The following is a 19751-nucleotide window of genomic DNA, read 5'->3' as shown; positions in this document are numbered from 1 at the left end:
TAAGGGAGTAGGGGAAGAACATCAGGGGAAGGAACTTATTGTCGAACCCTACTGCCCTACTCCCTTATTCCCCTACTCCCCGATCCTCAGTTCTTCGTTGCCGACCGCAGCGCCGCCCAGACCTTCTGGGGCGTGGCGGGCATAGTCAGTTCATTGGTGCCGATGGCGTCGGTAATGGCGTTGATAACTGCCGGCGGCGAGCCGATGGCGCCGGCCTCACCACACCCCTTGATGCCGAGCGGATTGGACGGGCATGGCGTGTTCGAGGTCGAAACCTGGAATGAAGGCAGATCACCAGCGCGCGGCATGGTGTAGTCCATGTAGCTCGCCGTCAGAAGCTGGCCGTTGCCGGGGTCGTAGTGCGCGCCTTCAAGGAGCGCCTGCCCGACGCCCTGTGCAATGCCGCCATGCACCTGGCCTTCGACGATCATCGGATTGATGATGTTGCCGAAATCGTCAGCGGCGACGAACTGGATGATCTCGGTCGTACCGGTATCCGGATCAACCTCGACCTCACAGATGTAGCAGCCCGCCGGGAAGGTGAAGTTGGCCGGATCGTAGAAGGCGGTTTCCTTGAGGCCGGGCTCCATGCCGCCGGGCAGGTTGTGCGCGGTGTAGGCAGCAAGCGCCACCTGGAACCACGGCACGTTCTTGTCGGTGCCGGCAACTTTCAGCGTGCCGTTCTCGATGACGATGTCGCCCTCGTCCGCTTCCATCAGATGGGCGGCGATCTTCTTGGCCTTGGCCTCGACCTTGTCGAGCGCCTTGACGACGGCGCTCATGCCGACCGCGCCGGAGCGCGAGCCATAGGTGCCCATGCCCATCTGCACCTTGTCGGTGTCGCCATGCACGATCGACACCGAGTCGATCGGCACGCCGAAGCGTTGGGTGACAAGCTGGGCGAAGGTCGTCTCATGCCCCTGCCCGTGGCTGTGCGAACCGGTGAGCACTTCGATCGTGCCGACGGCGTTGACGCGCACCTCAGCCGATTCCCAAAGGCCGACGCCGGCGCCGAGCGAGCCTACCGCCGCCGACGGCGCGATGCCGCAGGCCTCGATGTAGCAGCTCATGCCGATGCCGCGCAGCTTGCCCGCCTTCTTTGCCTTGGCGCGGCGCTTCTCGAAGCCGGCATAGTCGGAAGCCTTGAGGGCCGCATCGAGCGAGGCGCCGAAATCACCGGCGTCGTAGCACATGATGACCGGTGTCTGATGCGGGAAGGAGGTGATGAAATTCTTGCGGCGAAGCTCTGCCGGCGAGAGGCCGAACTCGCGCGCCGCCGTCTCCATCATCCGTTCCATGACATAGGTGGCTTCCGGCCGCCCCGCCCCGCGATAGGCGTCAACGGGCGCGGTGTTGGTGTAGATCGCCTTCACATTGGCGTGGATTGCCGGGATATTGTACTGGCCCGACAGAAGCGTGGCGTAGAGATAGGTCGGCGTCGCCGAGGAAAACAGCGACATGTAGGCGCCGAGATTTGCCTTGGTCTCGACCTTCAGGCCGAGGATCTTGTGGTCCTTGTCGAAAGCCATTTCGGCATGGGTGGCGTGGTCGCGGCCATGCGCGTCGGTGAGGAAGGCTTCGGTGCGGTCGCCGACCCATTTCACCGGCACACCGGTCTTCTTCGATGCCCACAGGCAGACTATCTCTTCCGGGTAGATGTAGATTTTCGAACCGAAGCCGCCGCCGACATCGGGCGCGATGACGCGCAGCTTGTTTTCCGGCGCGACATTGTAGAAGGCGCTCATGACGAGACGGGCGACATGCGGGTTCTGCGATGTCGTCCAGCAGGTGTAGTGGTCTTCCGCCTTGTCGTAGTGACCGAGCGCTGCGCGCGGCTCCATGGCATTGGGGACGAGACGGTTGTTGATGATGTCCAGCTTGACGACATGCGCCGCCTTGCCAAACGCAGCATTTGTGGCCTCGGCATCGCCCAGATCCCAGTCGAAGATCAAATTGTCGTCGGCTTCCGGATGGATCTGCGGCGCGCCTTTCTTCACGGCATCCACCGCACTGGTGACGGCCTTGCGTTCCTTGAAGGTGATCTCGACGGCCTCGGCAGCGTCGCGTGCCTGGCCTTTGGTGTCGGCCACGACAATGACGATTGCATCGCCGACGTAACGGACGCGGTCGACCGCAAGCGGCGACCAGGCGCCCATCTTCATCGGCGAGCCGTCCTTGGAATGAATCATCCAGCCGCAGATGAGATTGCCGATGCCGTCGGCCTTGAGTTCCTTGCCGGTCAGCACGCCGACGACGCCCGGCATGGCCTGCGCCGCCTTGACGTCGATCTTCTTGATGTCGGCATGTGCGTAAGGACTGCGCACGAACGCCGCATGCTTCATTCCCGGAACCACCATGTCGTCGACATAGCGCCCCGCACCCGTGATGAACCTTCTGTCTTCCTTGCGCGCAACCCGTGCGCCGACGCCTTCAATGCCCATGAACGTTCTCCTCCAGAACTTTTTAGGGGAGTAAGGGAATATGGCAGTAGGGCAGTAGGGGACGAACACCGCAGTGACTTACTGCCCTATTGCCCTCGTCTCACGCCGCCTTCTTCGCCTTGCTCGCAACCTTGCCCTTGCTCTTCGACCTAGTCTTCGACGCTGCCAATATGGCTTTCACGATGTTGTGATAGCCGGTGCAGCGGCAGATATTGCCTTCGAGCTCCGCGCGCACCGTCGCTTCGTCCAGGCCTTCCGGGTGGCGATTGATCATATCTGTCGCCGACATGATCATGCCCGGCGTGCAGAAGCCGCATTGCAGCCCGTGATGCTCTTTGAAAGCCGCCTGCACCGGATGCAGGTCGGCGCCATTGGCCAGGCCTTCGATGGTGACCACTGTCGAGCCTGATGCCTGAGCGGCCAGCATTGTGCAGGATTTGACAGCCTTGCCGTCGACATGGACGACGCAGGCGCCGCATTGCGACGTGTCGCAACCGACATGCGTGCCGGTGAGCCCGACATGCTCGCGCAGGAACTGGACCAGCAGCGTGCGGTCCTCGACCACGCCGCCGACGCGCCGGCCGTTCACAACCAACGATACTTCCGACATGAAACCTCCCTCGGTGCCGTTCCCGTCACAGCCGAAGGCCGGACGGTCTGAATTCTGTCGCCGCGAAACGCGCGGCAAAATGCATTTATTATTCCCGACGATGCGAGAATGCAGGCGGCCCAGATGCCCGTATATTGTACTTTCGGACACGAGTTCCGCATGCAGGCATTGCCAAACTAACGCCTGGGGGCAAGAATGCACAAGACGCGTGTGCCTTCGACATAAGATGAGGACGTCGAAGGTGGGTTTTGGGAGGAACTGCGCTGGTCTGTTCACGGACAAGCTACGCCTGCGGCCTGTCGGCTTTGACTTCCGACATGGCCGACGCCGATGAATTTGCCCGGGCGGTCGCCGAAGAAGCGGCCGCTATCGATGCCGGCTTTGCACTTCTCTTCTTTTCGCAGCAGGTGATGGATGCCGAATCGCTTTCCGCTGCCTTGAAGGTTCACGCACCGGGCCTGAGCTACGCCGGTTGCTCCACTGCCGGGGAGATAACGCCTGCAGGGCTCGAGGACGGTCACGTCCTGGCAATGCTGTTTCCGCAGCGCTCCTTCACCGCCGTCAGCACAATGATCGGGAACCTTTCTTCCTCCGGTATGGATGATATCGCCGGCGAAGTCGAAGCCTTGAGGCGTACGCTCTATTCCCGCACCGGGTCGACCCATTCGGCCAATGTCTTCGCGCTTTGCCTGATCGATGGCCTCTCCTACACCGAGGAGGCCGTGACATCGGCGATCCACTGGGGGCTCGACGACATTCCCCTGATCGGCGGCTCCGCCGGCGACGACCTGAAATTCCAGACGACCGCGCTGATCTCGAACGGCCATGTCGACAGCGACTGCGCCGTCATCATCCTGATGTCGACCGAAATCCCGTTCCACGTCTTCAAGACGGAAAACTTCGTGCCGACCGAAGACAAGCTCGTCGTCACTTCGTCCGATCCTGAGCGGCGTATCGTCTATGAATTCAATGCCGGCGTGGCGGCCGAGGAATTCGCCGCGGCGGTTGGCATCGTTCATGGAGCCATGACGCCGCTGAGCTTCGCCTCGCATCCGGTCGTCGTGCGTGTCGGTGGTGAATATTACTGCCGCTCGATCCAGAAGATGAATTCCGACGGCTCGCTATCCTTCTTCTGCGCCATCGACGATGGCATCGTGCTGTCCATAGCCAAGCCGACCGGCATGGTCGAATCGACCCGCACCGCGTTGAAGAACGTCAGTGAGCGGCTCGGCGGCATCGACATGATTCTCGGCTTCGACTGCGTGCTGCGGCGTCTCGACGCTCGCAACCGTCAGGTATTCCGCGACATTTCGGAACTCTACCGTGCCAACAACGTGATCGGCTTCGGCACCTATGGCGAGCAGTATCGCTCCATGCACCTTAATCAGACCTTCATCGGCATCGCCTTCGGCCAGCGACAGGCGGCGGAATAAGAGCCAGGGAAATGTCCGTGCGCCAGATCGATGACATCGAGAAACTGAAGAAAATCAATCAGGCGCTGATCTCCCGCGTCGAGCGTTCGATGGACCAGCAGGGCAACGCCTTTTCGCTGTTCCAGACCGCGATAAACCTGGAAAACCGGGTACGCAGCCGCACGGAAGAGCTGCGCGCCACGATGCGCCGGCTCGAGGTGTCCAATATCGATCTCGTCGCCGCCAAGGAGAATGCCGAGCGCGCCAATCTTTCCAAGACGCGCTTTCTCGCCGCTGCCAGCCACGACATCCTTCAACCGCTCAACGCGGCGCATCTGTCGGTGTCGGCGCTGGCCGAGGTTCAGGCCGGCGAAGAAGGCCGCAAGCTGGTCCGGCAGGTCGAGCGCTCGCTGGAAACGATGGAGGACCTGCTCCACACGCTGCTCGACATTTCCAAGCTGGACGCCGGTGTCGTCGAACCTGAGATCAGCGATGTGTCGCTTGATCAATTGTTCTCGTCGCTGAAATCCGATTTCCAGCCATTGGCCGCGCAGAAGGGGCTGAAACTCAAGTTCCATGCCGGAAACGCGGTGGTGCGCTCAGATCGCACGCTGCTGCGCCGCATCCTGCAGAACATTGTCTCCAACGCTATACGCTACACCCGCAAAGGCGGCGTTCTGGTCGGCATCCGGCACCGCGGCGACAGGATAAGGATCGCAATCGTCGACACCGGCTGCGGCATTCCCGAAGACCAGCACGAGGCCGTGTTCGAGGAATTCCACCGCGGCACGGGTTCCGCCGACGCCGATCTTTCCGGCGGCGGGCTTGGCCTCGGCCTGTCGATCGTGCGCCGCATGACCAGCGCGCTCGGCCATCCCATCGCCTTTTCCTCGATCGTCGGACGCGGAACGATTTTCCATCTCGACGTGCCGGTAGTCGTCGGCACCTTTACCGATCCCATGGCATTGCTTGGCGAGCCCGAACGGCCACGCGGTTACGGCCTGTTCGGAACCAAAGTGTTGCTGATCGAGAACGACATCGAGGTTCTGGAGGCGATGACCGTACTGCTTGAGCGCTGGCAGTGCACGGTCAAGACTGCGACCTCGACCGCGCTGGCAATGCAGGCGCTGGGCGATACGAACTGGATTCCCGATATCATCATTGCCGACCAGCATCTCGACGGCGGCGATCTCGGCAGCGCAACCATCGCCGAAATTCGCGACTATCTCGGACGCGCGGTGCCCGCGCTCATCGTCACCGGAGACAGCTCCGACGCCGTAATACGCCTGGCGCGCGAAGCCGGCGTCGAACTGATGCGCAAACCGCTGAAGCCGGCGCAGTTGCGGGCGCTGCTGGCGCATTTGTTGGCTTAGGGGAGTAGGGGAATAGGGCAGTAAGGCAGTAGGGAATTAAGTTCCGCGCGACGCATTTAGTCGAGACAGCAAGGGCTCTGGAAACCCCAATCCCTACTGCCCTACTGCCCTACTGCCCTACTGCCCTACTGCCCTACTCCCTTATTCCCCTACTCCCCTAGAATCCCGATTGCTCCCGGAACAGCTCGGCATTGTCGAGCTTCGAAACCTCGATCACCGCCTGGGTGCGGCTGTAGACGTTGAGCTTGCGCAGGATTTCCGAGACATGCGCTTTCACGGTCGTCTCGCCGACCTGAAGCTCAAAGGCGATCTGCTTGTTGAGAAGGCCCTGCCGCAGCATCTGCAGAACACGCAACTGCTGCGGCGTCAGCTTGGCGAGCCGGCGCACCATTTCGGCCCGATCGGCACTTTCGGCATCGGGTGCCTGGCCCTCATAGTTTTCCGGCACATGGATCGCGCCTTCCATGACGGAGCGGATGGCATTGGCGAGATCGGTCTTGCGCACGGATTTCGGGATGAAGCCGGCGGCACCGTAGGACAGCGCCTCGGAAATGATCTTCGGCTCCTCGTGACCGGAAACCACGACCACCGGCAGGCGCGGGTAGCGCGTACGCAGTTGCAGCAACCCGTCGAAACCATGAACGTCGGGCATAGAGAGGTCCAGCAGCGCCAGATCGAAAGGCTTGGGCCCGGCCAGATGTTCCAGCGCTTCGGTGATGGAGCGCGCCTCCACCGTATCGACATCCGGATAGGCCATGCGCACCGCGCTGTGCAGCGCCTCGCGAAACAACGGGTGATCGTCGATTATCAGGAACCGGGCAGTTTCGTTGGCAGAGCTCATGGCCAACTCTCCGTCATGCAAGTGCGGACGTCGAGGGATGCCGTGGTCCGGCCAGACCAGCCAAAGAAGACATTTTTTCTAATTCCCTGATTCATTCCGCATCATTCAAGAGTAGCCGAGCGCAGCGCAAGCGATTATTGGCAAATAGTACATCGGCCGCTTTTCGACACGCGACGCATTCGCCGTGCGAAAACGACCCGCAAGATGCACTGGGAGGAACGTTGGTGAGCGAAATCATCCTGCATAATTATTTCCGTTCCTCCACCTCCTACCGGGTGCGCATTGCGCTGGAGATGAAGGGGCTGGAATACACCTACGTGCCCCATCACCTGCGCTTCGGCGAACATCTCGAACCGTCCTATCTCGCGGTGAATCCGCAAGGGTTTGTCCCTGCCCTGATCTGGAACGACGGCACGCTTCTGGTGCAATCGCTGGCGATCATCGAATTCCTGGATGAAACGGTGCCGCAGCCGCCCTTGTTGCCGGCCGATGCACTCGGCCGCGCCCGCGTGCGCATGCTCTCCCAGATGATCGCCTGCGACATCCACCCGATAAACAATCTGCGGGTACTGACTTCATTGCGCACGCTCTATGGCGCCGGCGACGACGATGTCGCCAACTGGTTCCGGCACTGGGTCAACGAAACCTTCCAACCGCTTGAAAAGATTCTCGCCGAGAGCAAGGATACCGGCACGTTTTGTCACGGCGACCGGCCCGGCCTCGCCGACATCTGCCTTGTCGCGCAGGTCGTCAACAACGCCCGCTACAATGTCGATATGGAGCCCTACCCGGTGATTTCGCGGATCGCGGCGGCCTGCCTGGAGTTGCCGGCCTTCATCAAAGCGGCCCCGAAGAACCAGCCAGACGCCGAATAGGTGTGTCGACATTCAGGTGATGGCAGCCTGTGAATGACAGTTTTCTGCGCTCGATGCACCCAGACTTAGCAAACAGCCTTCTTCTGCCGACGCTCATAAAGCATGATCAGCGTGTCGGCGATCAGCGCGGGCCGCTCGTCGCCCTCGATCTCGATCACGTTGCTTGCCTTCATCAGATATTGGCCCGGACCGCGATCCTCGAGCGATACCAAGGTCGAGCGCAGCCGAACGCGCGTGCCTGCCCGGACCGGGGCGACGAACCGGACCCTGTCGAGCCCGTAGTTGAATGCGGCTTGCGTATTTTCAGGAATTGCGCCGATCTCCTGGCCGAGCGAGCCGATGATCGACAGCGTCAGGAAGCCGTGCGCGATCGTCGCGCGGAAAGGACTTTCGCGCCGCGCCCGCTCCGCATCGACATGAATCCATTGATGGTCGCCCGTACAGTCGGCAAATTGATCGATCCGGGTCTGGTCGACGGTGGTCCATTGCGAGACGCCGAGTTCCTGCCCGACGGCTTCCTTGAGCGTGGCGAATGTCAAAGCCGGTTTCGACATCGGTTTCTCCGTTTTCCGACGCTTACGCGCGCAGGTTTTCGGCACAAACAGGTACGCTCACTGGATCAGACGCTCCCCGCAAACGGACCACTTCTGCCCGGAACTAGCAGTTTATGACGCTCTGCAAAAGACCTTCGTGACAGACTTTGGCAATCAGCCGAACAGATGATGGCCGTTCGAACGCACCTGCCCCAGGCCAACTATGCGCCGAAACAACTACTTCCGCTGGTCGTATCCCTCCCGGATTTCCGCCATTGCCTCACGGATGCGATTGCGCAGGATATCCAGCGACTCCGTACCGGATTTGCGCATGATTTCGGCGGATTCGCTGGCGTTCTTGACCGTGGTCTCGAAGGAACGGTGCACAAAATCGGCCTGCTTCGACATCATCTCCTGCGGGTTGCCGGGCGTGCGGAAACCCTGCGCCATCTCCGTGATCTCGCGCACCGTGTCCTGCATGATCTCGCGCTGCCGCGACATGAGGCTTGATGCGCCCGATGCACCGGCCGAGGCGGATTTCTGCAACGCTTCCAGGTTCTTGCGGTGATGGGCGAGAATGGAGTCGACATCGAAGCGCGGCAGCTTCAGCTCCTCGCCAAGCCGCTTGAACATGTCCATGAAGGTATCGGTCTCAGGTGCCTTGGCCATCATTTCCTCCCTTTCGCGCGCCGGTGTCGAACGCGGTCAAGGAGAAGATAGGCCGATGACCGCGCGGGTCAATTCACGAGAAAGACGAGCTCGATCACGTAAAGCGCCAGCCCGGCTATGCCGCCGATGAGCATGCCGTTGAAGCGGATATATTGCAGGTCGCGCCCGATGTTCATTTCGATGAGGCGCGTGAGTTGGCCGAGATCCCAGCGCTTCACCTGCTCGGCGATGAAGCTCGAGACACCGCTTTTCTGGCTCTCAACGAAAGAGGCCAGCGCCACGACAAAACCCTGGTTCATGTCGGCGCGGATTTTCTCGTCGCCGGCAAGCTGACGGCCGACCTCGACAAACATGCCGGCGAGATGGCTGCGGATCATGGAGTTTTCGGCGCGCGCATCCTGTTCGATCAGGTTGCGCAGGCTTTCCCACATGTCGCCGGCCAGTGCCTTCAGCTCGGGCCGGGCGAGAAAATCGCGCTTCAGCTTTTCGGCACGTTTCGCGTAGGTTTTGGAATTGCGCAGATCGGCGATGAATTTTTCAACGAAACGGTCGAACTCCTGCCGCATCGGATGATCCTGATCGGCCCGCACCTCTTCCAGCAGCGAACCAGCGGAAGCGACGATCTTCTTGAGCAGATAGGCGTCGGCGCGGAACAGATTGAACAGCGACGGCAGTTCCTCGCGGATCTTTTCACGCATCACCGCCAGCGCTTCCTCATCGGAGAGGAATTTTCCGACCACCTTGGTGAACTGGTCGAACAGTTTCTGGTGACGGCGGTCATCGGTGAAGGCAGATAGAAGCTCTGCGGCCAGGGGCGCGAGCGGCACCTTTTCCACCTGCTCCAGCATGCGCTCGGAAACGAAGCCGCGCAGGCCGGACTGATCGATGGCCGCAAGCGTCTGCGGCACCAGCCGCGCGACGAAACGTGACAGACCTTCCGCCCTCTGCCGGTCGGACAGCCAGTCGGCGACCAAAGCAGAAAAATCAACCTCGCCGAGCTTTTCGCGCACCGGCCCCGGCGCCAGGAAATTGACCTCGATGAAGCGGCCGAGATTGTCGGCAATGCGCTCCTGATTGGACGGAATGATCGCCGTATGCGGGATCGGCAGGCCGAGCGGCCGCTTGAACAGCGCCACGACGGCATACCAGTCGGCTAGCCCGCCGATGGTGGCCGCCTCGGCGAAAGCTGCGACGAAACCAAGCCACGGAAAGCGCGGTTGCAACAGCTTCGCCGCGATGAAGACGGCAACACACAGGCACAAAGCGCCGGTGGCGATGAATTTGGTGCGGCGGAGTGCTGCAAGCTTCTCCGCGTTTTCCGGGTTGATTGCCGATGCCTGGTTCATATGCTCATCCGGTTGTCGAAAGGGCGCACACTATCATCCATGAGCGACCCCGCCATTCGGCTCGCCAGACATATGGGGCTTACCAGATGGAAGACATGAAAAAGGCCCGCTTGCGCGGGCCTTCACTACAGGCAGGGATCAAGGGCGAACGCGGGACAGGCGCCCTCACCTGCCGGCAAGCATCTTGGGAATATCGCGCAGCGGCGACAGGCCGAACGGTTTGGGAGCGACGAGATCGAGCGCGGCAAAGGAACGCTGGCCGAGGTCGATAACGCCTACGGTCTCGCCGTCCTCGAAGGAAAGCGCTGCGTTGAACTTGCGCGCCAAGGCCTTCATCGCGACATTCTGCGGATGGGTCGTCACCAGAAGTTTGGTGTAGCCCAGCCCGCGCGCATTTGCGATCAGGCGCTCGAACAGGCGCCCGCCGATATGGCGGTGCTGAAGATGGCGCTCGACGCTGAAGGCGATCTCGCCCGTCGGCTCGGCAATTTCAGGCCGTTCGTGCAGTTCGGCCGCCCCGAAGACCTTGTCGTCTTCGACATAACCGATGACGGTGGTGCCTTGCGCAAAGCTGCGGTCGGCATAGCTGGCGATGAAATCGTCGTCCGTCGCGCCATTGAAGCGGTCACGCCGGCTCACGGCATCGAGCCTGAGAAGATGTTCGCGGAAGCGCGGGAGGTCGGAAGGCCGGAGCTGCCTGATGATACCGGTCAGCGGAACGTGATTGAGCGTATTGTTTTGCATGTGTCGTACTTCTCGTGGGTTCCTCCCCGAGTCTACGACTCTCGACAGTGATTATATTGTGCGCCGCACCATGAAATGCAATCCCTTTACGTAAAGGTCAGCATTGCAAAAATGGAATACCGGACGCAGCCGCAGCATCAACGCCAAAAATATGACCAAAAGGAGAAGGTATTTTCGCTTCTTGTCTGGAATTATTCTAGACTGTAGGCCATATTCAGGAATGAAAGCGATCCAACGACTCGAGAGATCGCGCCTGTCTTGGCTTGAGCCGTTCGGAAATCGGTTTCAGCCGGTGCTGCGAAGGAAACGACCATGCGGCTCACCCGCCAGACGAACTACGCCATGCGCATCCTCATGTATTGCGCTGCCAATGACGACCGGCTGAGCCGGATACCTGAGATTGCCGCCGCCTATTCCGTGTCGGAACTATTCCTGTTCAAGATCCTGCAGCCGCTGGTCGAAAACGGCCTGGTGGAAACCGTGCGCGGCCGCAATGGTGGCGTCCGGCTCGGACGTGCCGCCGACAAGATCAATCTGTTCGACGTGGTGCGCGTGACGGAAGAGAATTTCGCCATGGCCGAATGCTTCGAGAACGACGCGGCCGAATGCCCGCTGGTCGACAGCTGCGCGTTGAACTCGGCGCTGCGAGAAGCACTGAACGCCTTCTTCGAAGTGCTCGCGCGCTACACGATCGCAGACCTCGTCAAGGCACGGCCCAATGTGCGCAGCCTGCTCGGCATCGATCTGCTGGTGGAACGCCGCGCGCCTGCTGCCTGAGTATTTTCATCGCAACCACGTTGTGGCAACTTCGTAAAATACGGAGGGGCCTTCTATGAGTTGGGATATTCTGGTTCACGCTGCCAGTTCTCCACCACAGCCTGTCGATGAAATGCCCAGTGACTGGAAGCCTCTTCCACTTGGTTCCAGAAGCGATGTGCAGGCAAAGATTTCCGCCGTCTTACAAGGCACTAGGTGGGAAGATGGCGGCTGGGGCGAGTATGACAAAAACGGCATCTCGCTCGAATTCAACCTGGCAGGATCAGAACCTCTTGACGGTATCATGATCCATGTTCGTGGCGGCGGTGATTTATTCCCGCTTCTGAAGGAATTTTCCGCTCGATATGGCTGGTACGTTTTATTGCCGGGCGAATGGATGCATCACGCGGCAACCCCTGAAGCTGAATGGATGGATTTCCAGGATTATCGCGACCAAGTCACGGTGCCCGCTGACGAAAAACCTGCTAGGGGCTTCCTTGCGGGCTTGAAAAGAAGGCTTTTGGGGCCCAGCGCTTAAAGCCCCGCCGATTGCGGGAGCACGAACGGCACGTTGCCGGCAGGCAGCGCGCCGACCTTCAGCCGGCATTCGAACACCTTCGAGATCAGTTCGTCGCTGAGCACATCCTGCGGCGAGCCGGCGGCTGCCAGTCTGCCGCGATGCATGACGAAGATGCGGTCGGCAAACATCGCCGTCAGGTTTAGGTCGTGCAGGATCGCCACCACCCCGCCGCCGCGCCGGGCGAAATCGCGGGCGATGTTCATGATGATGAGCTGGTGCTTGATGTCGAGGCTGGAAACCGGCTCGTCGAGAAACAGATAGCGCGGCTTTCCGTCCAGCACCGGCGCCCAGACCTGGCAGAGCACCCGGGCAAGCTGCACCCGCTGTTGCTCGCCGCCGGAAAGCTCCTGGTAGAACCGGCCGGCAAAGCCGTCCAGATCGACGCGTGACAGCGCCCGGTCCGGCAGGCGGTCGTCCTCGCCTGGCAGCGCGCCGGAGCGGCCGCCCAGAAGCCCGAGCTTGACGATCTCACGCACCGTGAAAGGAAAGGAAAGTGCTGTCGCCTGCGGCAGCACCGCGCGCATGGCCGCCGCCTCCCAGGACTTCAGGGTCGCCAGGTCGCGATTGTTGATGGCGATGCTGCCTGTATAGGGCAATTCTCCGGTAAGCGCCCTGAGGAAGGTCGTCTTGCCCGAACCGTTCGGACCGACGATCGCCGCCACCTCGCCCGGCCTCATGTCGAAATCGACATTCGAGATGATGCGCTTGGCACCGATGGACACGGACACGTCGCGGGCTTCGATCATGGCCATTGCTCCCTAGAGGTCCAGCAGGCCGCGCTTGCGCAGCAATATCCACAGGAAGAACGGCCCGCCGACCGATGCCGTGATGATGCCGATCGGCAGTTCTGCCGGCGCGACGATCGTCCGGCTGATTGCATCGGCAACGAGCAGCATGGATGCGCCGAGCAGCGCGGAAGCCGGCAGCAGATAGCGGTTGTCCGGCCCGATCAGCAGGCGCAGCAGATGCGGCACGACGATACCGACGAAGCCGATGCCTCCGCTGACGGCCACCGAAGCCCCGGTGGCGGCGGCAACCGCGACGATGGCGACATTCTTGAAACGTTGCACCGGTATGCCGAGATGGTTGGCGGTGGCCTCACCCAGCGCCAGCGCGTTGAGCGCACGCGCCAGGAACGGCGAGACGATCAGCACCAGCACGATAATCGGCCCCGCTGCCGCAATCTTGGTCCACGTCGCACCCGCCAGAGAACCGAGCCCCCAGAAGGTCAGATCGCGAAGCTGCCGGTCGTCGGCGAGATAAACAAGAATGCCGGACAGCGCTCCCGTTAACGCGCCGAGCGCGATGCCGGCAAGCAGCATGGTGGCAATTGAAGTCTGTCCGCGCCGGGTCGCGACGCGATAGAGCAACAAGGTTGTCGCTAGCCCACCAAAGAAGGCGGCCAGCGGCAAAGTGTAGATGCCGAAGATCGCCAGCACCGGCCCGAGCACCGTGCCGCCAAGCACGATGACGACGATGGCGCCAAGGCCGGCACCCGATGAGACGCCAACAAGGCCGGGATCGGCCAGCGGATTGCGGAACAGGCCCTGCATGACCGCCCCGGACACGGCAAGGGCAGCCCCGATCAGCACGCCCAGAATGACGCGCGGCAGGCGGATGTCGTAGACGATGATGCGGTCGCGCGCGGAAAGGGCAGAGCCATCCGACAGCGACGGAAACAGCCAGTCGCGCACCACGGTGACAGCCGAAGCATCCGACGCGCCGGAGGCAAGGCTGAACAATACGGTCAGGCCAAGCAGCACGCACAGAATGCCGATGGTGAATCTTGCGCGCGCCGAGCGGTCACCCGCCGCCGCGCGCTTTTCCATATCGCCGAACCTGTCGGCCAATGTATCCGCCACGCTATTTCCAATCAGTCTTTTATCGCGTCGCCATAAAGTGCGATGGCAAGATCGCGAATGGCGCCGGCGGTGCGCGGGCCGAAGCCGAGCAGGTAGCTGCCATCCATCTGCACCAGTTTCTTGTTCTCGGCCGCCGGCGTAGACGCGATGCCCGGATGGGCAAAGAGATCGTCGGCAGCGGCCGCATGATCACCACCGCGATTCATCATCAAAATGACGTCCGGCTTGGCGGTCACCACCGCTTCCTCGGAAAGCTGCTTGTAACCCGGCACACCTTCGACGGCATTGACGCCGCCCGCCAGCTTGATGATGCCGTCTGCGGCATTGTCGCTGCCGGCAGCCAGTATCTTGCCGCCCTGCATGCTGAGAATGAACAACACGCGCTTGCGCTCCTTCACATCGGCAGTGAGTTTTTCGGCCTCCTTGAGGTCGGCATCGACGGAGGCTTCCAGAGCGTCGGCCTTGGCGTCTGCACCGAGCGCCTTGCCGACGACCCGGATTTTTTCCAGGATTCCGGCATGATCGAAAGTTTCAGGCACTTCGATGAAGGTGACGCTGGCTTTCCTCAGGACATCGACGGCTTCCTTCGGACCGCTGCCGGCAAGCGCCAGAATGCCGGATGGATTGACCGACAGCACGCCTTCGGGAGACAGAGCCCGCATATAGCCGACATCGGGCAGCGCCTTCGCCGCCTCGGGGTATGTGCCGGTCGAATCGCGGGCGATCAGCTTGCCCTCCTCACCCAACGCATAGACGATTTCCGTTATCGATCCACCGATGGAAACGAGCCGCGACGTGTCGGGAAATACGGCCTTGCCTTCTTCCGCGGATGCGACTGTCGCTGCGCCGATGACGGACGCAGCCACGAAGGCAGCACATGCGCCGCGGGCAATACGATTGAAGATGCTCATGGAACTGCCCCTCAGGCCGCCGTCGAAGTCGGAATGCGCGGCAGGTTCTCTGCAATGAAGCGCCAGTCCTCGCGCTCGCTTTGCCCTTCATGCCGCTTTCCGAAGAACTGGATGATCATCTTGCCGTCGGCGCCATAGGCCTCGAGCGAGGTGACGTGACCGTCTTTCGTCGGCTTGCGCACCGCCCAGACCTCGCCGACGTGATCCATCCGCAGGTGCATGTGGAAGGTCTCGTCGAGGATATTGATCCACGGCCCCATCGGCTTGATGTTCCTGACCGGCCCCGAATGGATCTGGATGCAGCCGCGATTGCCGACAAAGCACATGATCGGCGTCTCGCCCTCGGCGGCATGATGCAGCATCGCGGCCAACGCATCGTTGTCGACCAGCCAGGCATAGTCCTGCCCCACCATCCGAACGGCCTGCTGGCGCGACAGTTTCAATGTGCGCAACATGCCGAAGAACTGATGCGTGTCGGTAAGCTTGCTCCAGCGATCGCGCAAATCGTCGATGCTGGTTGAGGTCTCCGGCAGTTCTGCGCCGTCATCGGCCGTGTCCTCATAGCTAAGATCCAACGTCTGTCGCTGATCGACGGAGGCGAGATCGGCCACGAGCTTCTGATAGGCATAGAGATTGGAGGTGCTGCGCAGATGCACCTTGTGCACCGCCTCGCCTTCCTTGTCGAAGAACTGCAGGCTTCGGCGGATTTCGCCGCCGTCGCGCTTTTCGACGGCAAAACCATGCGCCCAGATTTTCGGGAATATGCGCAAGTCAATGTTTTCGCCGAGCACCATGGCGTTGTGATTGCCGGTTACGACCTTGTCGTAGATGCCGATTTTTTCATGGACGGCACTTTCATTGCGGGTCAGCGCCATCACCTCGCCGACGGACTCGAGGCCGGTCAGCAGGTCATTGACGCGGGGCTCCACGCGAACGACCCCCTCGCCGCAATGCGCCGCAACCAACTCGGCCTCGGAGATGCCGAGTTGGCTTGCGAGATCGCGTTCGCGCATTTTGGGATTGTCGGCTCTCGCCAGACGGATTGCTTGTGGCGCGGGTTTAACGCGAGCGTCCATGGAAAAGTCCTGAGCTTACTTGTTGAGGATGAGCTTGCCCTGGCGGGTGATCTTCAGCCGGTAGAGCGATCCGCCATGGTCGATGCCGATCTCGTGGTCACCGTTGAAGAGCGATGAACTCAAGACTGTGCGTGTCGGAAAATGCTGCGGTTCGGGACGCCGCGGCGCTTCGTTGAAAGGCCGCCGGTTGCGGTGGTGGAAGTCCTGGTGATTGTGGCTGTTCATGGTCGTCGGACCCTTTCGTTTTGGAACTTGGCCTCCCCTGTCGGATGACCTCTGTTCCGGCCTTGAAATCAATCTTGACTCAAAACATCATGTTCAATAGTCAGTGCAATACCGGAGTAAACGAGTCAAGATTTAAATCACTCCGGCATCAATGAAAAAATGCCAGCAAGCACCGAGCCAGCACGCATGAAACACATACCGGAGAGCTTTGGGACATGGGGCTGGTGGCACGAAATATGGCTGTTCTGCTTGGCGGAGCAGCAGTGACCGTATTGGTCGGAACAATCGGGGCAAGAGCCCAGGAAACGAACGAGGCCGAAAAGCAGGATCGCGTGACGCAGCTTGAGCGCGTTGTCATCACCAGCGGGCGAGCAGGTGCCGGAGACAGCACTGGCGAGCCGGAGGACGTCCCGGCGAGCGTCGGCAAAGTCGACAAGAAGACGCTCGAAAAGCTCGGGCGTGAAAACCTCGACGACGTTCTGCGCTCGGTGCCAGGGACGTTTACCCGCGAAAACCCGCAGCAGCCGGGCATTGCCGTCAACATTCGCGGCTTCGAAGGTTCGGGCCGCGTCAATTCGATGATCGACGGCGTGCGCCAGAGCTTCCGCTTCACCGGCCATGAGGCCGGCGGCTTCACCTATGTCGATCCCAACTTCCTGACAGAGATCGATGTCGAGCGCGGCGCTGTTTCAACGGCGGGCGGCGGCGGCTTGGCCGGCTCTGTCAATTTCCGCACCATCGGCGTCGAGGACATCGTGCGTGACGGCCAGGAATACGGCCTGCTCGGCCGCGCCTCCTGGGGCAGCAACGGCGTCGGCTTCTCCGAAATGCTGGCGGGCGGTGTGAAGCGGGATGCGGTCGGACTTGCAGCGGCAATCAGCAAGCGCGATTCCAACGACTTCAAGAACGGTGACGGTGAGACTGTGCCATATACCGGGCAGGATCTGGTGTCGGGCCTGTTGAAGGCCGATTTCGGCTTCGGCGAGGATCACCGCCTATCGCTTGGTAGCATCTTCTACCAGAACGATTTCACCGCCAACTCCTACGAGCAGCAGGTCAAGAATCGCACGGCGACTGCCAACTATCGTTACGACCCGACAGGAAACGACCTGATCCATCTCAAGGTCAACGGCTACTACAATGACATCCAGATGGAATATCTAAAAAGTACATCGCCATTTGCGACCTCCGTAGGACGCAAGATCAATGACCGCGGTGTCGGGTTCGACGTGTCCAACACCTCGCTGATGGATTTCGGTGAGATCGCGGTGAAGTCCGAAAACGGCGTTGAATATTTTACGGACAAGGTCACCTCGATCAATGGCGGCGTGAACCCCGCCAATGCCCACAGCCGCACCGGTGCGGTGTTTTCGGAAAACACCTTCACCTACGGCATGTTCGAACTGGTCGGCGCGCTGCGTTACGACTTCTACAATCTGGACGGAACAGCCGATGCAGGGCCCCGTGCGGGTGGCGCCTATACCGTCGACCAGTCGAAGGGGGCGCTCAATCCGAAGGTAACGCTGGCGGTCAAACCACTCGACTGGTTTCAGCCCTATGTCACCTATTCGCAGTCGATGCGCGCACCAACCGTGCAGGAAACCATGGTCGGCGGCGATCATCCCGGCGGCACTTCGGCAAGCTTCCTGCCCAATCCAGACCTGAAGCCCGAATCGCAAAAGGGATGGGAAGTCGGCGTCAATGTGAAACGCGACGGCCTGTTCACTGCCGATGACAGCCTGCGGGTCAAGGCCAGCTACTACAACATGAAGGTCGAGGATTTCATCGCGGCCCGCTTCAATCCGCAGTTCTTCATGTTCGAATATGTGAATGTTCCGGGTGAAGCACGCCAGAGCGGCATCGAGCTTGCCGCCACCTATGATCTCGGCCTGGCTTTCGGTGGTATCGCCTACACGCACACCGACACCAAGCTGCCGAGCCAGCAGCCGGGCCTTGGCGCGCTGAGCTACCTGCCGGACGACATCATCGCTCTGACACTCGGTGGGCGCTTCCTCGAGCAGAAGCTGGAGGTCGGCACACGGGTCAACTATGTCTCGAACGGGGTGACGAATGTCGGCAATGCCAATGATCCGACCTTCACGCCGATTAACGTGAAGACGCCGAGCTACACGACCGTCGACCTGTTCACGAACTACAAGGTCAACGAGAATGTGGATGTGGCTTTCAAGGTCACCAACCTGTTCGACAAGCAATACACACCGGCGCTGAGCACCATCGGCTCCGGCCAGGGCCGGACATTCCACGTGTCGACGCAGTTCCAGTTCTGACCTCCCGGAACGAGGCGACACTCCAGCGCTCACCGGCGAAGTCCATTCGCCGGTGAGTTTTTTGAAACGACCAGACCAGCCAATTGGGGACATCCATGAACACCACCCTGACTTCAGCCCGTCTCATCGTCGCAGCCGCGGCGATTTCATGCCTGCCGATTGCCTCAGCGCATTCTCAGGAAACCGCGCCGGCGCCTGCCCTGACCCTCGAACTGAACGGCGCCCAGCCTTCCGACAAGGGCTGCCGGCTGACCTTCGTGGTCAATAACGCGCTCGGCTCCGAACTCTCCAGGGCGGCCTTCGAGATCGCGCTGTTCAATGAAAGCGGCGTGGTCGATCGCCTGACCGTTCTCGATTTCAAGGAACTGCCGGTCGGCAAAACCAAGGTGACCCGCTTCGACCTAGCCGGAGCCGATTGCGCCAAGATCAGCCGGGTGCTGATCAACCACGCAACAGAGTGCGCCGGCACCGGCGTCGAGCCCGCCGCCTGCATGCGCCAGCTCAAGACGGGGACGAAAACCGGCATCGCCTTTGGCGTGTGACGGCTCTTCCCGCTGCCGGGCTCTATGGCCGCATGCCGAACTTCAATGAGGAAAGACCTTCATGCTGCCATTGACCGGACTTCACAGCCTCGCCACCTCACGCGGCGACGGCCTTAGACCTGAATTGCTCGCGCTTCTGCGCGGGCGCGAAAATGTGACCGCACAGAATTCAAATGTCGTGGATATTGGCCACCATCAGGACACGGGATCGGTTCAGGCAGGTCCGAACCCGGTCACGAAACTTGGCTCCGAGACGCCGGATGGGGTAATCAGGTTTCCGACCACCGACGAAGCGCGCAATGCGCCAAGAGAACATGCGCCTTCCCGGCGCAACATCTGAAGGAGACGAAAATGTATATCGCAATGAACCGCTTCAAGGTGCAGGCAGGCTCGGAAGAGGCTTTCGAGAATGTCTGGAAAGGCCGGGATTCGAAGCTTTCGGAAATGACCGGGTTCAAGGAGTTTCATCTCCTGCGCGGGTCTTTGAACGAGGCTGAAGGCTATACCCTGTTTGCCTCGCATACGGTCTGGGCAAGCTACGAGGATTTTGTCGCCTGGACGAAGTCGGAAAACTTCCGCGCCGCCCACAAGAACGCCGGTGCGACCAAACCCGCCTATATCGGCCATCCTCAGTTCGAGGGATTCTCGGTCGTCGAAGGCGCATGAA

The 19751-nt window shown here is 60.8% G+C and carries 21 protein-coding genes; 9 read left to right on the top strand and 12 right to left on the bottom strand.

Translation table 11 applies throughout. From position 1 onward, the window contains the following. Positions 1 to 86: 86 nt before the first annotated feature. Together G6N74_RS00375 and G6N74_RS00370 are read right to left on the bottom strand one after the other, a co-directional pair. Positions 87 to 2441 carry a xanthine dehydrogenase family protein molybdopterin-binding subunit gene (locus tag G6N74_RS00375; protein WP_165113128.1) on the bottom strand — a complete coding sequence of 785 codons (2355 nt, stop codon included), beginning with the start codon at positions 2439 to 2441 and terminating at the stop codon, positions 87 to 89. A 100-nt stretch (positions 2442 to 2541) separates the two neighbouring features. Then, entirely contained in the window at positions 2542 to 3051 is a 510-nt protein-coding gene (locus G6N74_RS00370) for a (2Fe-2S)-binding protein (protein WP_165113126.1), read from the bottom strand. A 317-nt stretch (positions 3052 to 3368) separates the two neighbouring features. Between G6N74_RS00370 and G6N74_RS00365 the strand changes: the two genes are divergently transcribed. Next, positions 3369 to 4484, top strand: coding sequence for an FIST N-terminal domain-containing protein (locus G6N74_RS00365; RefSeq protein WP_165113124.1), 1116 nt, complete (start codon positions 3369 to 3371; stop codon positions 4482 to 4484). A gap of 11 nt (positions 4485 to 4495) precedes the next feature. After that, positions 4496 to 5836, top strand: a complete 1341-nt coding sequence (locus G6N74_RS00360; protein ID WP_165113122.1) for an ATP-binding response regulator — start codon at positions 4496 to 4498, stop codon at positions 5834 to 5836. 157 nt (positions 5837 to 5993) lie between these two features. On the opposite strand, the gene G6N74_RS00355 is transcribed toward G6N74_RS00360, so the two are convergent. Next, the gene (locus G6N74_RS00355; protein WP_091912441.1) at positions 5994 to 6677 is read right to left on the bottom strand and encodes a response regulator; all 684 of its coding nucleotides are present in this window, start codon (positions 6675 to 6677) and stop codon (positions 5994 to 5996) included. Positions 6678 to 6901: 224 nt separating this feature from the next. On the opposite strand from G6N74_RS00355, the gene maiA reads away from it, so the two are divergent. Then, positions 6902 to 7552, top strand: a complete 651-nt coding sequence (gene maiA / locus G6N74_RS00350) for a maleylacetoacetate isomerase (protein ID WP_165113120.1) — start codon at positions 6902 to 6904, stop codon at positions 7550 to 7552. Between the two features lie 65 nt (positions 7553 to 7617). Here the strand turns inward: maiA and G6N74_RS00345 are convergent, their stop codons facing one another. From G6N74_RS00345 to G6N74_RS00330, 4 genes are all read right to left on the bottom strand, one after another. Further along, positions 7618 to 8106, bottom strand: coding sequence for a MaoC family dehydratase (locus G6N74_RS00345; RefSeq protein ID WP_165113118.1), 489 nt, complete (start codon positions 8104 to 8106; stop codon positions 7618 to 7620). A gap of 216 nt (positions 8107 to 8322) precedes the next feature. Continuing rightward, a complete protein-coding gene (locus tag G6N74_RS00340; RefSeq protein WP_165113116.1) occupies positions 8323 to 8754 on the bottom strand; it encodes a phasin family protein in 432 nt (143 codons plus the stop codon). 68 nt (positions 8755 to 8822) lie between these two features. After that, positions 8823 to 10100, bottom strand: a complete 1278-nt coding sequence (locus tag G6N74_RS00335) for a DUF445 domain-containing protein (RefSeq protein ID WP_165113114.1) — start codon at positions 10098 to 10100, stop codon at positions 8823 to 8825. A 165-nt stretch (positions 10101 to 10265) separates the two neighbouring features. Continuing rightward, a complete protein-coding gene (locus tag G6N74_RS00330) occupies positions 10266 to 10844 on the bottom strand; it encodes a GNAT family N-acetyltransferase (protein WP_165113112.1) in 579 nt (192 codons plus the stop codon). Positions 10845 to 11156: 312 nt separating this feature from the next. On the opposite strand from G6N74_RS00330, the gene rirA reads away from it, so the two are divergent. Continuing rightward, on the top strand, positions 11157 to 11621 hold the full coding sequence (rirA, locus tag G6N74_RS00325; protein WP_165113110.1) for an iron-responsive transcriptional regulator RirA: 465 nt from the start codon (positions 11157 to 11159) through the stop codon (positions 11619 to 11621). A 55-nt stretch (positions 11622 to 11676) separates the two neighbouring features. Beyond that, positions 11677 to 12138, top strand: a complete 462-nt coding sequence (locus tag G6N74_RS00320) for a hypothetical protein (protein WP_165113108.1) — start codon at positions 11677 to 11679, stop codon at positions 12136 to 12138. On the opposite strand, the gene G6N74_RS00315 is transcribed toward G6N74_RS00320, so the two are convergent. From G6N74_RS00315 to hemP, 5 genes are read right to left on the bottom strand one after another with little or no spacing between them, the layout of a single operon-like run. Continuing rightward, complete coding sequence (locus G6N74_RS00315; RefSeq protein WP_165113106.1) at positions 12135 to 12926, bottom strand: heme ABC transporter ATP-binding protein; 792 nt, start codon at positions 12924 to 12926, stop codon at positions 12135 to 12137. The genes G6N74_RS00320 and G6N74_RS00315 overlap by 4 nt on opposite strands. Positions 12927 to 12938: 12 nt before the next feature. Continuing rightward, positions 12939 to 14009 carry a FecCD family ABC transporter permease gene (locus G6N74_RS00310; RefSeq protein ID WP_205826499.1) on the bottom strand — a complete coding sequence of 357 codons (1071 nt, stop codon included), beginning with the start codon at positions 14007 to 14009 and terminating at the stop codon, positions 12939 to 12941. 44 nt (positions 14010 to 14053) lie between these two features. Beyond that, positions 14054 to 14953 (bottom strand): heme/hemin ABC transporter substrate-binding protein, encoded by a 900-nt coding sequence (locus tag G6N74_RS00305; protein ID WP_165113102.1) that lies wholly within the window; start codon positions 14951 to 14953, stop codon positions 14054 to 14056. An 11-nt stretch (positions 14954 to 14964) separates the two neighbouring features. Further along, positions 14965 to 16029 (bottom strand): hemin-degrading factor, encoded by a 1065-nt coding sequence (locus G6N74_RS00300; protein ID WP_165113100.1) that lies wholly within the window; start codon positions 16027 to 16029, stop codon positions 14965 to 14967. Positions 16030 to 16044: 15 nt separating this feature from the next. Further along, positions 16045 to 16254: a hemin uptake protein HemP gene (gene hemP, locus G6N74_RS00295; protein ID WP_165113098.1), complete on the bottom strand. Its 210-nt coding sequence runs from the start codon at positions 16252 to 16254 to the stop codon at positions 16045 to 16047. Between the two features lie 236 nt (positions 16255 to 16490). Between hemP and G6N74_RS00290 the strand changes: the two genes are divergently transcribed. From G6N74_RS00290 to hmuQ, 4 genes are all read left to right on the top strand, one after another. Continuing rightward, complete coding sequence (locus G6N74_RS00290) at positions 16491 to 18542, top strand: TonB-dependent receptor domain-containing protein (RefSeq protein ID WP_246245598.1); 2052 nt, start codon at positions 16491 to 16493, stop codon at positions 18540 to 18542. A gap of 95 nt (positions 18543 to 18637) precedes the next feature. Continuing rightward, complete coding sequence (locus tag G6N74_RS00285; protein ID WP_165113094.1) at positions 18638 to 19084, top strand: hypothetical protein; 447 nt, start codon at positions 18638 to 18640, stop codon at positions 19082 to 19084. Between the two features lie 61 nt (positions 19085 to 19145). Next, on the top strand, positions 19146 to 19424 hold the full coding sequence (locus tag G6N74_RS00280; RefSeq protein ID WP_165113092.1) for a hypothetical protein: 279 nt from the start codon (positions 19146 to 19148) through the stop codon (positions 19422 to 19424). Positions 19425 to 19435: 11 nt separating this feature from the next. After that, a complete protein-coding gene (gene hmuQ / locus G6N74_RS00275) occupies positions 19436 to 19750 on the top strand; it encodes a heme-degrading protein HmuQ (RefSeq protein ID WP_091912399.1) in 315 nt (104 codons plus the stop codon). The last annotated feature ends 1 nt before the right edge of the window (position 19751 follow it).

The sequence above is a fragment of the Mesorhizobium zhangyense genome (assembly GCF_011045115.1).
In the GTDB taxonomy this organism is placed as follows: domain Bacteria; phylum Pseudomonadota; class Alphaproteobacteria; order Rhizobiales; family Rhizobiaceae; genus Mesorhizobium_M; species Mesorhizobium_M zhangyense.
This window is presented reverse-complemented; position numbering and strand designations above follow the sequence as displayed.